Origin of the sequence: Rhodococcus sp. LW-XY12 (assembly GCF_019317345.1) — a bacterium.
Lineage (GTDB): Bacteria > Actinomycetota > Actinomycetes > Mycobacteriales > Mycobacteriaceae > Rhodococcus > Rhodococcus pyridinivorans.
On sequence record NZ_CP079225.1, the window covers coordinates 4,098,438 to 4,112,083 of the forward strand.

The following is a 13,646-nucleotide window of genomic DNA, read 5'->3' on the forward strand; positions in this document are numbered from 1 at the left end:
CTTAGAGGCTACCGTCTTGGTCGTGACCACCTATCGCGGCAACCATCCCGACCCGCGCGGCCGCCTCGCGACCGCCCGGTTGTATCTGTGCACCGACGCTCGCCGGGACACCGGCGACCTCGCACGGTTCGTCGAGGAGGCCCTCGCCGGTGGGGTCGACATCGTCCAGTTGCGCGACAAGGACTCGGCCGGCGAGAAGAAGTTCGGACGCCTCGAGGCACGCGAGGAACTCGCCGCCCTCGAGATCATCGGCGAGGCGTGTGCACGCCACGGTGCGCTTCTGGCCGTGAACGACCGCGCCGACATCGCGCTCGCGTCGGGCGCCGACATCCTGCATCTCGGTCAGGGCGACCTGCCGGTGCGGCACGCGCGGCAGATCCTCGGCGACGAGATCGTCATCGGCCGCTCGACGTCGAGCCGCGCGCAGGCTGCGCTCGCCGACATCGAGGAGGGCGTCGACTACTTCGCATCCGGGCCGGTGTGGGACACACCGACCAAGCCGGGACGGACCGCAGCGGGGCTGGAGGTGACGCGCGAGGTCACGCAGTCGCAGCCGGCACGGCCGTGGTTCGCGATCGGCGGCATCGATCTCGAGCGACTCCCCGAGGTGCTCGACGCCGGTGCCACGCGGGTCGCGGTGGTCCGGGCGATCACGAAGGCATCCGATCCGCGGGCAGCCGCGGCGGCGCTGAAGGCCGCACTCCCGACCTGAGGCGTTACAGCCAGCCCAGCACGGCCGAGGGCGACATCGCGATCGTGCCCCTGGGCAACCGCGCGCGCAGGCCGCGATCCGCGGTGACCACGACCGTCACCCCGGGGTCGACCACGGCCGTCGTGGTGGAGGCCAGCCGGGTCAGTTCGTCGTCGCCGCTGCCGTCCGCGCTGTGCACCGGGATCCGGACGTCGTCGATCGTCGCGTCGCGGGCATGCCCTTCGAGGACCGCTTCGACGCGGGGGACCCAGCCGAACGTCCCGTCGGGAATTTCGACGGTGCGGGGCAGGACCGCGGCGAGGTCGGCGAGCAGTGCGCTCGTCGCGCCGGGGCGGTCGCGCCACCATCCGGTGGGGCCGCTCGCTCCGAGCACGTTCGCGGTGTCGAGCAGCATGCGTACCGGTGAGGTGCGCAGCGACGGCCACGCCTCGGCGAAGCCGCTGTGCAGCGGCATCGCCTCGACCTCCGGTTCGGGCACCCAGCGCAGTTCGGTGCTCTCCTGGTTGAGACTGGTCACGAGAGTTTCGGTGGCGTCGGCGACGACGGTGGTGTAGGTCCATCCGCCCGCGAGGCCGGAGGTGACGCGTTCGGCGCGTACCGTCACGGCCGCGAGATCGATGCCGGCCTCCTCGTGGGCCTCCCGCACGGCGGCGTCGACGGTGCTCTCGTGCGAGTCGCGCGCTCCACCGGGAAGTGCCCACGTCCCGCCCTGGTGCGACCATGCCGCCCGATGCTGCAGGAGAACCGCGGGGCGACCGTCCGCGAGCGGAGCGCGCAGCAGCAGACCTGCGGCGCCGTGCCGTCCCCAGCGCTTCTCGCCGTCCGGTCCGACCGCCCAGCCGTCACCGTCTCCACGCATTGCGTCCGCCTCTCCGACCCGCCCTCGCCCGGACCTGTGCCCGGTACCGGATCCCCGCCGTCCGTGGACGGCAACAATACCGCCGGGCTGCTTATATGCTCCCCTCAGACCGCTCGACACGAGGAAGGGAGTGCCCGGTGGACGTACGGATCACCCCTCCCTTCGCTCCTGTCGAGAGCCACATCCGCGACGACGCCGATACGGACACTCCGGACGCCCGGTTCGACGACGCTCGTGCCCTGCTCCGGTCCACGCCGGTCCGGTTGGTGGTCCTCGGGGTGGTGCTCACCGTGCTGCTCGTCGCCTCGGCAGCGGTCTCCGCAACGATGGTGTCCGGCAGGCAGGCCACCCACGATCGTCTCCTCGCGTCCATCGAGCCGCTCGCCAGCGCGGCCCAGAATCTCTACAGCGCGCTGTCGGTGGCCGACGCCGCCGCCGTGACGGGCTTCATCTCGGGCGGACTCGAACCGGAGGCGGTGCGCAGTCGCTACATCCGGGCGACCAACGAGGCCGCGGAGTACCTCGTCATCGCGGCGACCGGCCTGACCGATGCCGACCGCGAGACCGCGCACAACCTGACGGAGATCGGGCGGCTGCTGCCCGTCTACACGGGTCTCATCGAGACGGCTCGCACCAACAACCGCACCGGGCATCCGGTCGGCGCCGCATATCTCGGCGAGGCCTCGCACCTGATGCAGACCGAACTGCTCCCCGCCGCGCAGGAACTGCACACGCGCGGCGTCGCCGCGGTCGAGGACACCCAGCGCGACGCGGTGCGACCGCCCTGGCTCGCGATCGGATTGCTCCTCGTCACGGTCGCTGCCCTGTGCGTGGCGCACGCCGTCGTGAGCCGCCGCAGTCGTCGCACCCTCAATCCCGGAATCCTCGTCGCGATCGGCGCGACCGGCGCGCTGCTGTGCTGGTTGCTCGTCGCGGGCCTGGCCTCGTCGAGTGCCACCGAACGCGCCATCGAGCGCGGTGCGGCACCGCTCGCCGATCTCACCGAGGGCCGGATCCTCGCCCAGCAGTCGCGTACCGCCGAGACCCTGCTGATCGCCCGGCGCGACACGACCGGCGCGTACGACGACACCTTCGAGACCAACATGGCGCGGCTCGGCAACATCCTCGACGAGTACGGTCGCGATTCCGCCCTCGAGGCGGGCGCCGAGGCAGTGGAGACCGCCCGGTCGGCGCACGACGCATGGATCAACTCGCATGCACGCATGGTCGACGCCCTCGTCCGCGGCGACTACGCAGCGGCCTCGGTCCTCGCGGTCGGTGCAGGTCCCGGCGAGTCCACCGCCCGGTTCGTCGCTCTCGATGCGGCCCTGACGGAAGGAATCGACGACACCCGCACCGAACTGCGCGACAACGAGTTCCGCGCCTCCCGCACCCTCGCCGGCCTCGCACCGATGTCGGTGGTGCTGCTGACGGTGGCGCTGGTCGGCGTGTGGGTCGGTCTCCGGCCCCGGTTGAAGGAGTACCAGTGAGAGAGCGCGTTCTCGTCGCGGGCCTGTGCGTCGTCTCCGCACTCGCCGGCGGGTGCGCGACCGACCCCCCACCGCGCGCCCCCGGCCTCCAAGGGACGACGACCTCTCTCCCGCTTCCCGAGAACGCGCGGATGCTCGAGTCGTCGGTGGCCACACCGCCCGCCCCCGACTGCGGCGATCCCACCGCCTCGCTTCCCCCGGACCCGAACGCCACCGGACCTGCGATCGATCGGATCCGCACGCGCGGCCGGCTGATCGTCGGCCTCGACACCGGCAGCAACCTCATGAGCTACCGCGACACCGCGACCGGGCGCATCACCGGTTTCGACGTCGACATCGCACGTGAGCTCGCCCGCGACCTCCTGGGCGATCCCGACCTCGTCGACTACCGCATCCTGTCGTCGGCCGAGCGCGAGAAGGCGCTGCAGGACTCCACCGTCGACATCGTCGCGAAGACCATGAGCATCACGTGCGCCCGACGCGAGAAGGTCGACTTCTCCACCGAGTACTTCCGAGCCCAGCAGCGCGTGCTCGTCGTCCGGGGATCCGACATCCGCTCCGCCGCCGATCTCGCCGGCCGGCGCGTGTGCATCGTCGAGGGCACCACCTCGCTGCTCCGGATGCGAGAAGTGCAGCCGTCGGCGTCGATCCTCACCGTGCCGTCGTGGGCCGACTGCCTCGTCGTCCTCCAGCAACAGCAGGTCGACGCCGTGAGCACCGACGACACGATCCTCGCCGGACTCGCCTCACAGGACCCCTATCTCGAACTCGTCGGCCCCTCCCTGGGATCGGAGCCGTACGGAATCGGAATCCGGCTGGGCAGCGACGAGCTCGTACGCTTCGTCAACGCCACCCTCGAACGGATCCGCTCCGACGGGACGTGGACGGCGCTGTACGAGAAGTACCTGCGGGTGCTCGGTCCCACTCCGTCACCCCCGACACCGAACTACCGGAAGTGACGGCCATGTCCGACGAACCCGAACCGGCCGATACCCCGTCGGCCGATTCCGGCCCCGCCACCGAACGGGCAGTGAACTCCGGGCCCGCCACTAGGCGCGCAGCGGATTCCGGACCCGCGACCGAGCCGTCGACCAGCGACTCGGGACCGGCCACCGCGCGGGCGGCCGGGGATGCCGGACCTGCCACCGAACGCGGCCCCGTCCCCGCCACGCGGCCCGAATCCACCCGACGCTCGTCGATCTGGTCCGGCTCGTCCTCCCAGCGTTCGTCCTCCCAACGTTCGTCGAACCGCCGCATCCGGCCGCGCGGAACCCAGCGTCGCCGCATCGCCGGCCTCGTCGACGTGCCGGTCCCCACCACGAAGGATCCGGTCGACGCCGTCCTCCGCGATCCTCACGTCTCCGAAGGCAAGAGGTTCTGCGCGAAGTGCGGACAACCGGTGGGACGCAGCACCCCGTCGGGGCCGGGTCCCACAGAAGGCGATTGCCCCCAGTGCGGAACACATTTCCAGTTCACTCCGGCCCTGCACCGCGGGGACCTCGTCGCCGGGCAGTACGAGGTGCAGGGTTGTCTCGCCCACGGCGGACTGGGATGGATCTACCTCGCGATCGACCGCAACGTGAGCGACCGCTGGGTAGTGCTGAAGGGCCTGCTGCAGGGCGGCGACGCCGAGGCCCAGGCGGTCGCGGTGGCCGAACGCCAGTTCCTGGCCGAGGTCAGCCATCCGAGCATCGTGCAGATCTACAACTTCGTCGAGCACCCCTCACCCGACGGCACCCCGATGGGATACATCGTCATGGAGTACCTGGGTGGTCACACCCTGCGTACCGTGCTCGACAACTATCCCCCACCGAACCGCATCCCCGTCGAGCAGGCCATCGCATACATGCTCGAAGTGCTACCGGCACTGCAGTATCTGCACGACATCGGACTGGTCTACAACGACCTCAAGCCCGAGAACATCATGGTCACCGACGAGCAGATCGAACTCATCGACCTCGGCGCCGTCTCCGCGATCGAGGGATACGGCTATCTGTACGGGACGCCGGGATATCAAGCACCCGAGATCGTCCGGACCGGGCCGACGGTCGCGAGCGACATCTACACGGTCGGACGCACACTCGCGGTGCTCACCCTCGACATGCCCTCGGACAAAGGCCGTTACCGCGACGGTCTGCCCACCCCCGAGCAGGCTCCCCTGCTCGACGAGTTCGACTCCTTCCACCGCCTGCTCCTGCGGGCCACGAACCCCGATCCGCAGCAGCGCTTCTCGTCCGCCGACGAATTGCACGGACAGCTCACCGGTGTGCTGCGCGAGATCCTGTCGAAGAAACTCGGCACCGAACACCCCGGACTGTCCCGGCTGTTCAGCCCGCCCCGCACGACCTTCGGCACCGACGAGGCACTCGTCCCCACCGACGTGTACGCCGACGGGATCGAGCGCGACCCCAAACTGCGGGGCCAGGATGTCGCGGCGGCACTGCCCGTCCCCCTGCTCGACCCCAACGATCCGAGTGCCGCGCTCCTCGCCGCCGCGGTGCACAGCGAACCGCAGCAGACCCTCGACTCGCTCCGGCACGCGCGCGAGAACGGGGTCGGGCGGGTCGTCGGAGCATCCGACGTGTCGTTCTCCAAGGAGATCACCCTCGCCGAGGTCCGCGCCCATCTCGATCTCGGGCAGGTCGACAGCGCGGTGGAGATCCTCACCCGCCTCGAGCGCGAGTTCGGCGACGACTGGCGCATGGACTGGTACGCCGGCATCGCCGAACTGCTGCAGGACGACTACGAGGCAGCGTTCACCCGGTTCGACAAGGTGCTGCACACGCTTCCGGGTGAGATCGCCCCGAAGATCGCACTCGGGGCCACCGCCGAACTGACGCTGCAGCATTGGGAGAGCGACGACCCCGACGCGTGGCGACGCTTCTGCGAGCAGTCCTACCGGGTCGTGTGGCGCACCGATCACGCCGTCGTCAGCGCGGCCTTCGGGTTGGCACGCCAGCTCACCGCCCGCGACGAGATCCGCGCCGCCGTGGACGTGCTCGACGAGGTCCCCACGACCTCCCGGCACCACAGTGCCGCGACCATGACCGCCGCGCTGATCCTGTTACGAGGCGGTCGCGTCGAGGAGATCTCCGAGGCGGATCTGCGCGAGGCCGCGCACCGGATCGCGTCGCTGCCTCCCGACGAGGGTCGCGCCCTGCAGATGCGCGCACTGGTCCTCGGGACAGCGCTCGAATGGGTGCGCAGTGGACGGGCATCGAGTCGCGAGTACGACCGCATCCTCGACGTACCGTTCACCGAGAAGGGACTCCGCCTGGGCACCGAGGCGGCGCTGCGGCAATTGGCGCGCAACGCCCCTTCCCGCACACACCGCTACACCCTCGTCGACCTCGCGAACGCGATCCGGCCGCGCAGTTTGACCTGATCAGAAGTCAGCGCCGGGCGAACTGTACGGCCGCGCGGGCGATGGCGAGTTCCTCGTTCGTGGGGATCACGAGAACCTCCACCTGCGACGAGTCGGTCGAGATCCGGCGTTCCCCGTCGTCGTCGGCAGTGTTGCGCGCATCGTCGACGACGATGCCGAGCCGGTCGAGGCCGGAGAGGCTGTCGCGCCGGACGTCGACGTTGTTCTCCCCCACCCCACCGGTGAACACGATCGCGTCGACGCCGCCGAGCTCGAAGGTGTAGGCGCCCACGTACTTCCGGATGCGATGCACGTAGACTTCGTACGCGAGTCGCGCGTCCTCGTCGCCCTCGCCGACGAGCTTCAGCAGAGCCCGGAAGTCGTTGACACCCGACAGCCCCTTCAGGCCCGAATGCCGGTTGAGCAGGTCGTCGATGGCGTCGACCTTCAACCCGGCCGCCCGGTTGAGGTGCATGACGACACCCGGATCGATGTCGCCGCTGCGCGTGCCCATGACGAGACCCTCGAGCGGGGTCAGTCCCATCGAGGTGTCGATCGGGCTCCCACCTGCGACCGCCGACGCCGACGCACCGTTACCCAGATGGAGCACAACCAGATTCAGGTCCGCGATGTCGCGTCCGAGGAACTCCGCGGCACGCCCCGACACGTATTCGTGTGAAGTACCGTGGAATCCGTACCGCCGGATGTCGTGCTTGTGGGCGATGTCGCGGTCGATCGCATAGGTCGCCGCGTGCGGCGGAAGACCGTGGAAGAAGGCGGTGTCGAAGACACCCACATGGGGGATGTCGGGCAGTTCCTCCCGCGCGACCTCCATTCCCACGACGTTCGCCGGATTGTGGAGGGGCGCAAGGATCGACAATTCGTCGACGGCGCGGACCACGTCGTCGTCGATCAGGGTCGGTTCGTAGAAGACCTTGCCGCCGTGCACGAGTCGGTGTCCGACGGCGACGATGCCCACCTCGTGCAGCGGACGGCCCAGCCCTTCGAGCATCTCCAGTACCGCACGCAGTCCGGTCCGGTGGTCGGCGATGGCGTCGTTGCGTTCGTCCGCCCCCGCCGTGTGGTGGAAGACGATCCGGCCCTCCGGTTCCCCGATCCGCTCGATCAGTCCGTGCGCCAGCGACTTTCCGCTCTCCGGTTCGATCAGCTGGAACTTGATCGACGACGATCCGGAGTTGAGGACCAGGACGGTGCCTGCGGTGACCGGGTTCGGGCTGCTCACGCGTCTTCCTCCTGCGCCTGGATCGCGGTGATGGCGATGGTGTTGACGATGTCCTGGATCAGGGCGCCCCGCGAGAGGTCGTTGACCGGCTTGTTCAGGCCTTGCAGGACGGGTCCGACGGCGACGGCACCGGCGCTGCGCTGCACGGCCTTGTAGGTGTTGTTGCCGGTGTTCAGGTCCGGGAAGATGAACACCGTGGCGCGTCCGGCGACGTCGGAGTCGGGCAGCTTCGCGCTCGCGACCGTCGGTTCGATCGCCGCGTCGTACTGGATCGGACCTTCCACCGGCAGGTCGGGTCGCCGCTCCCGGACCAACGTCGTGGCCGAGCGGACCTTGTCGACGTCGGCACCCGAACCGGATTCGCCGGTGGAGTACGACAGCATCGCGACCCTCGGGTCGATGCCGAACCGGGCGGCGGTCGCGGCGGACGAAATCGCGATGTCGGCGAGCTGGTCGGCGGTCGGGTCGGGGACGACGGCGCAGTCGCCGTACGCGAGGACACGGTCGGCGAGGCACATCAGGAAGATGCTCGACACCGTGGAGACGCCCGGTTCGGTCTTGATGATCTCGAGGGCGGGGCGGATCGTGTGGGCGGTGGTGTGGGCCGCGCCCGAAACCATGCCGTCGGCCAGTCCCAGGTGCACCATCATCGTGCCGAAATATGAGATGTCGCGCATGATCTCGCGTGCACGTTCGACGGTCATGCCCTTGTGGGCACGCAGCCGCGCGTACTCCTCCGCGAACCGGTCGGCGTGCTCGGAAGTGCGCGGGTCGAGGATCTGCGCCTGCGACAGGTCCACCCCGAGTTCCGACGCCCGCTGGCGGACGGCTGCCTCGTCGCCGAGGATCGTCAGCTTCGCGATGCCACGCTGGAGCACGCGTCCGGCGGCTCGAAGGATGCGGTCGTCCTCGCCCTCGGGCAACACGATGTGCCGCTGCTGGGCCCGCGCGCGGTCGATGAGCTGGTATTCGAACATCTGCGGGGTGGTCACGGACGGTCGCGGCAGTCGCAACCGGTCGAGCAGAGAACGGGAATCGACGTGTCGTTCCATGAGCGCGAGTGCCGTGTCGATCTTGCGCTGTGCGCCGAGGGCCATGCGGCCTCGGGTGCGGTCGGCAGCCGAGGCGGTGTCGAAGGTGCCGAGTTCGGTGGTGAGTATCGGCAGCGACGGCTTCAAGGCCGTGACGAGCTGCGCGATCATCGGGTGCGGCAGCAGGCCCCCGTTCATGATGATGCCGGCGAGCGTCGGGAATCCTTCGGCGGCATTGGCATTGACCAGCGCGAGGATGACGTCGGAGCGGTCGGCGGGAGCGATGACGACGACGCCGTCGGTGAGCCGCTCGAGAATCCGTTCGGCGGTCATGCCACCGACCATGATCCGCAGCGCTTCCCGCTGCAGCAGGTCGGGGTCACCGCTGTAGAGCTCGCCTCCGATCGCGGTCTGCAGCTCGGCCATCGTCGGCGCGACCAGTGCGGGCACCTCCGGGAGCGTCCACACCGGTTCGGTGCGGTCGCCGAGAGCCCGGGCGATCTCGTCGAGTGCATGGGGGTCGCAGCGGTTCACCACCACCGCACCGAGATGCGCGTGCTGTCCCGCGAGCTCGTTCGCACACACACCGGCGAGCTGGGCGATCTCCGAGGGCGTGCGGCGGGAGCCGCGCAGGACGAGCAGTACCGGGGCGTCGAGGTTCGCCGCGATGCGGGCGTTGTACGACAGTTCGCTGGGGTTGGCGATCTCGGTGTAGTCGCTGCCGACGATGACGACGGCGTCGCAGCGGTCCGCCACCGCGTGGTACTTGCCGACGATGTCGCTGAGCGCGGCGTCCGGGTCGTCGTGGACGTCGTCGTAGGTGACGCCGATGCAGTCCTCGTAGGCGAGGTCGACGGTGGTGTGTTCGAGCAACAGTTCGAGGATGTAGTCGATGTCGCTGTCGGAGCGCGCGATGGGACGGAAGACACCGACGCGGGCGGTGGACGCGCACAGCGTCTGCAGCACGCCCAGGGCGACCGTCGACTTCCCGGTGTCCCCTTCCGGAGCTGCGATGTAGATGCTCGAGACGGACCCTGCAGCAGCACTCATGGATTCCACCCTAACTGCAAACTTTGCTCCGTCCCGCGTACCCGCGCACACGCCCGGCCGGCGGTGTCCGGCCGGGCATGGGAGTCGCGGGATGTCAGGACTGGGTCTGCAGCACGCGCGGGGTGTCGGGCTGCTCGGTGCCGCTCCTACTCAGCGGAGAAGCGGCACCTTGCGGGTCGGACGTCAGGTGAGTGCGCGCAGGCGCGGGGCGAGGTCGCGCTCGAACAACTCCAGGAACCGCTTCTGATCATGACCCGGCGCATGGAACACCAGATGATTCAACCCCGCATCGACATACGCCCTGACCTGCTCGACCGCCTCGTCCGGATCCGACGCCACGATCCACCGCTTGGCGACCTGCTCGATCGGCAACGCATCCGCCGCCGCCTCCATCTCCATCGGATCATCGATCGAATGCTTCTGCTCCGGCGTGAGCGACAGCGGCGCCCAGAACCGGGTGTTCTCCAACGCCTTGTCCGGATCGGTGTCGTACGAGATCTTGATCTCGATCATCTTGTCGATCTGCGCCACATCCCGCTCGGCCTTCTCCGCCCCCTCGGCGACGGCCGGCAACAGCTTGTCGGTGTAGAGTTCCATGCCCTTCCCGGAGGTGCAGATGAACCCGTCCCCCGCGCGTCCGGCATAGCGGGCCACGACCGGACCGCCGGCGGCGACGTAGACCGGGATGCCGCCTTCGGGCACGTCGTAGATCGACGCCCCCTTGGTGGTGTAGTACTCGCCCTCGAAATCGACCCGGTCTCCGCGCCACAGCTCACGCATCAACCGCACCGATTCGCGCAGCCGGGCGAAGCGTTCCTTGAACTCCGGCCACTGGCCGGCGTAGCCGGTGGCGATCTCGTTGAGTGCTTCGCCGGTGCCGACCCCGAGGAAGATCCGTCCCGGATACAGACACCCCATCGTCGCGAAGGCCTGCGCGATCACCGCCGGGTTGTACCGGAACGTCGGCGTGAGCACACTCGTGCCCAGCTGCAACCTTTCGGTGCGCTCCCCCACGGCGGTCATCCACGCCAACGAGAACGGCGCATGCCCACCGTTGTGCCGCCACGGCTGGAAATGATCCGACACCGTCGCCGAATCCATCCCGTGCGCCTCGGCCAACACACCCAACTCCACCAGCTCGCGCGGCCCGAACTGCTCTGCCGACGCCTTGTATCCCAACTTCAAACCCTGAGCCACAGATTCCTCCGACCGTTCGCGTTCCGATGTCCCCGAGTATGCCCACCGGACGCTCGTCGTCGGTCGAGACCGACGTTGTGTTCGAAATTCACCGAAAAATCGCACACAACACCGGTCTCGACAGGTCACCCGAGGGCACCGGCGCGGTACAACGCGCGTCGCACCCTTTCGACGAGGACTCGAGGTCGCCGATACAGCAGGTCGGCGCCGACACGCACCACGGTCCAACCGAGCTCCGACAGCAACGCATAGCGGTCGATGTCGATGGTCCGCTGTACTCGATCGGTCCAGTGCTGCGCACCGTCGTACTCGACGAGGACCCTCCACTGCTTCCAGCCCATGTCCGCACGTGCCACGAACCGCCCACCGTCGTAGATCTCGATCTGCGTCTCCGGCACGGGCAGACCGGACCGGACGATCAGCAGCCGCGTGTGCGTCTCCGGTGGTGACGCGGCACCTCCGTCGACGAGTTCGAGAACCTTCCGTACGGACGCGAGGTGCCGAGCGCCCTTGTTCCGAGCGGCCACCGCTTCGATCTCGTGGACCTTCGTTCCGGTCGCATTGCAGAGCGCGTCCACCATTTCGACGCACCGATCGAGGTCCGCACCGCGCGCGAGGTCGAAGGCCGTTCGGGCCGGTATCGTCACCGTCATTCCGTCGACGACGCAGGATTCGATGTCGTCGACGCTGCGAACGATGATGCCCGGCGTCGAGTGCAGTTTTCCGGGTCGCACCATCTCCGCCGGCAACGACGCGTCGAGCCAACGGGTCCCGTGCACGGCGGCTGCGGATGGTCCGGCCAGTACCCCGGCGCCTCCGGTCCACAACCAGGCGGCCTTCGCGCGTAGCAGCGCGGTCGCTTCGACTCCCGGAGCGACGTACACATTGCGATGAAGCTTCACGAAGTGGTGCCGAAGTTGATACCGCGTCACCGATCCGGCCGCCAGTGCATCGGTGCCGGCGAACGGTTCGTGGAAGTCGACCATGAGCGCGAGCGTGCCCGGTCTCCTGCGTTCCCGGTACCCCGAATCCGCCGTCTGTGGAGAACTTTCGACGTTATCCCCAGACGCGCCGAATCGAGACCGGTGTTGTTGTCGATTTCTCGCGAGTTATCGACAACAACACCGGTCTCGACGAACGATCACGCGGCGCGGACCCGCGCCAATCCCCATTCGCGGGCCAGCAGTTCGTAGGAACGCAGACGGTCCTCGTGGCCGTGGGTGACCGAGGTGACGACGAGTTCGTCGGCGTCCGTCACTCGGCGGAGGGTGTCGAGTCGCTCCGCCACCGTGCTCGGCGCCCCCACGAACTGGGTGACGATACGGTCGTCGACGAGGGCTCGCTCCTCGTCGGTCAGCGGCGGGGTGGTGTCCGGGTTCGGATACGGGATCGCGCCGTGACCCGAGCGGATGCTGTGCGTCCAGTGCCCGTAGGTCGACGCCAGTTCGCGTGCGGTGGCGTCGTCGTCGGCGACCACCGCGTCGGCCGAGACCACCACGTAGGGCTTCCTCAGGATCGGCGACGGACGGAACGCTGCCCGGTACGCCTCGACCGCTTCGACTGTCGTGCCCGGGTGGACGTGCTCACGGCGACGTCCTGTGGGCGGGAGCCATCGGAATGGGCCTTTCGGGAATGCGGGGTGTGGGAAAGCGAGGGTGCAGACGTGGGTCCCGGCGGTAGCACCCGCACCCGCGTACGGGGGGTTGCTGCGACGTCGTAGAGCCAGGTCTCTCGGTCGCTCTGGATGGTCGCGCCTCAAGCTACGGAGTGCGGCACGCCGCGGACAGGCTTTCTCTCACTGTGACGGAAATCCGTTCCTCGTCGAGACCGATGTCGATGTCGACGCGGTGCCCCGGCATCGACGACAAGGCCGGTTTCGGTACGCCGTAGACTCGCCTCGGTGACCCCGCTCGAACTCTTCCTCGTCGCATTGGCCGGACTGGGCGCCGGAGCGATCAACTCCCTCGTCGGATCCGGCACTCTCATCACCTTCCCGACGCTCGTCGCGTTCGGTGTGCCCCCGGTGACCGCGACGATGTCCAACGCGATCGGCCTGGTCGCTGGAGGTGTGTCAGGCACCTGGGGGTATCGGCGCGAGCTGCGCGGGCAATGGGAGCGGCTGCGATGGCAGATCCCGGCGTCGTTCTGCGGGGCACTGGTAGGAGCGTGGCTCCTGCTCCACCTGCCTGAGACCGTCTTCGAGACGGTCGTACCCATCCTGCTCCTCCTGGCCCTTACCCTCGTCGTGTTCCAGCCGAAGATCCAGGCGTGGGTGGCCCGCAGAACCGGCGGCGACGCCGACGGCCACCTCGGACCGGTGCGGATGACACTGCTCGTCGTCGGCACCTTCGCCGTCGGCATCTACGGCGGCTATTTCACGGCGGCGCAGGGCATTCTGCTCATGGGTTTGTTCGGAGCGTTGCTGCACGACCACATCCAGCGACAGAACGCGGTGAAGAATCTGCTGTCGCTGGTGGTGAACGTCGTGGCCGCGTGCGCGTACATCCTGGTGGCGTTCGACCGGATCGACTGGACCGTGGCCGCACTGATCGCGGTGGGTTCTTTGATCGGTGGCTATCTCGGCTCGCACTACGGCCGACGCCTGTCGCCGGTCGCGCTGCGGGCGGTGATCGTCGTGGTGGGGCTGATCGGTCTTTACCGACTGCTCGCCTGACGCACCACTTTCCGGAATTCACCTCT

The 13,646-nt window shown here is 68.6% G+C and carries 10 protein-coding genes and 1 pseudogene; 5 read left to right on the forward strand and 6 right to left on the reverse strand.

Annotated features, from left to right (window positions below; genetic code table 11):
• Positions 1-22: 22 nt before the first annotated feature.
• Positions 23-712, forward strand: coding sequence for a thiamine phosphate synthase (gene thiE / locus KXC42_RS18975; RefSeq protein ID WP_033096181.1), 690 nt, complete (start codon positions 23-25; stop codon positions 710-712).
• A gap of 4 nt (positions 713-716) precedes the next feature.
• Here thiE and KXC42_RS18980 read toward each other — a convergent pair whose 3' ends face one another.
• Positions 717-1,571: an NUDIX hydrolase gene (locus KXC42_RS18980; RefSeq protein ID WP_006553659.1), complete on the reverse strand. Its 855-nt coding sequence runs from the start codon at positions 1,569-1,571 to the stop codon at positions 717-719.
• A gap of 137 nt (positions 1,572-1,708) precedes the next feature.
• On the opposite strand from KXC42_RS18980, the gene KXC42_RS18985 reads away from it, so the two are divergent.
• Genes KXC42_RS18985 through KXC42_RS18995 form a run of 3 tightly spaced genes read left to right on the forward strand, consistent with a single transcriptional unit; the run spans position 1,709 to position 6,446 of the window.
• Positions 1,709-3,061 (forward strand): hypothetical protein, encoded by a 1,353-nt coding sequence (locus KXC42_RS18985; protein ID WP_024101821.1) that lies wholly within the window; start codon positions 1,709-1,711, stop codon positions 3,059-3,061.
• Complete coding sequence (locus KXC42_RS18990) at positions 3,058-4,020, forward strand: glutamate ABC transporter substrate-binding protein (RefSeq protein ID WP_219129381.1); 963 nt, start codon at positions 3,058-3,060, stop codon at positions 4,018-4,020. The genes KXC42_RS18985 and KXC42_RS18990 overlap by 4 nt, the downstream gene beginning before the upstream one ends.
• A gap of 5 nt (positions 4,021-4,025) precedes the next feature.
• On the forward strand, positions 4,026-6,446 hold the full coding sequence (locus KXC42_RS18995) for a tetratricopeptide repeat protein (RefSeq protein WP_373922162.1): 2,421 nt from the start codon (positions 4,026-4,028) through the stop codon (positions 6,444-6,446).
• 7 nt (positions 6,447-6,453) lie between these two features.
• Here the strand turns inward: KXC42_RS18995 and KXC42_RS19000 are convergent, their stop codons facing one another.
• The 5 genes and pseudogenes from KXC42_RS19000 to KXC42_RS19020 form a co-directional block, all read right to left on the reverse strand.
• Positions 6,454-7,668, reverse strand: coding sequence for an acetate/propionate family kinase (locus KXC42_RS19000; protein ID WP_219129383.1), 1,215 nt, complete (start codon positions 7,666-7,668; stop codon positions 6,454-6,456).
• Entirely contained in the window at positions 7,665-9,749 is a 2,085-nt protein-coding gene (gene pta / locus KXC42_RS19005; protein WP_039585489.1) for a phosphate acetyltransferase, read from the reverse strand. The genes KXC42_RS19000 and pta overlap by 4 nt, the downstream gene beginning before the upstream one ends.
• Before the next feature lie 183 nt (positions 9,750-9,932).
• Positions 9,933-10,946 (reverse strand): glucose-6-phosphate dehydrogenase (coenzyme-F420), encoded by a 1,014-nt coding sequence (gene fgd / locus KXC42_RS19010; protein ID WP_219129384.1) that lies wholly within the window; start codon positions 10,944-10,946, stop codon positions 9,933-9,935.
• 125 nt (positions 10,947-11,071) lie between these two features.
• On the reverse strand, positions 11,072-11,932 hold the full coding sequence (locus tag KXC42_RS19015; RefSeq protein ID WP_039585493.1) for a DUF559 domain-containing protein: 861 nt from the start codon (positions 11,930-11,932) through the stop codon (positions 11,072-11,074).
• Positions 11,933-12,087: 155 nt separating this feature from the next.
• Positions 12,088-12,528 (reverse strand): annotated as a pseudogene (locus KXC42_RS19020) (LLM class flavin-dependent oxidoreductase); the annotation flags it as partial.
• 318 nt (positions 12,529-12,846) lie between these two features.
• Between KXC42_RS19020 and KXC42_RS19025 the strand changes: the two are divergent.
• The gene (locus KXC42_RS19025) at positions 12,847-13,620 is read left to right on the forward strand and encodes a sulfite exporter TauE/SafE family protein (RefSeq protein ID WP_006552923.1); all 774 of its coding nucleotides are present in this window, start codon (positions 12,847-12,849) and stop codon (positions 13,618-13,620) included.
• Positions 13,621-13,646: the final 26 nt, after the last annotated feature.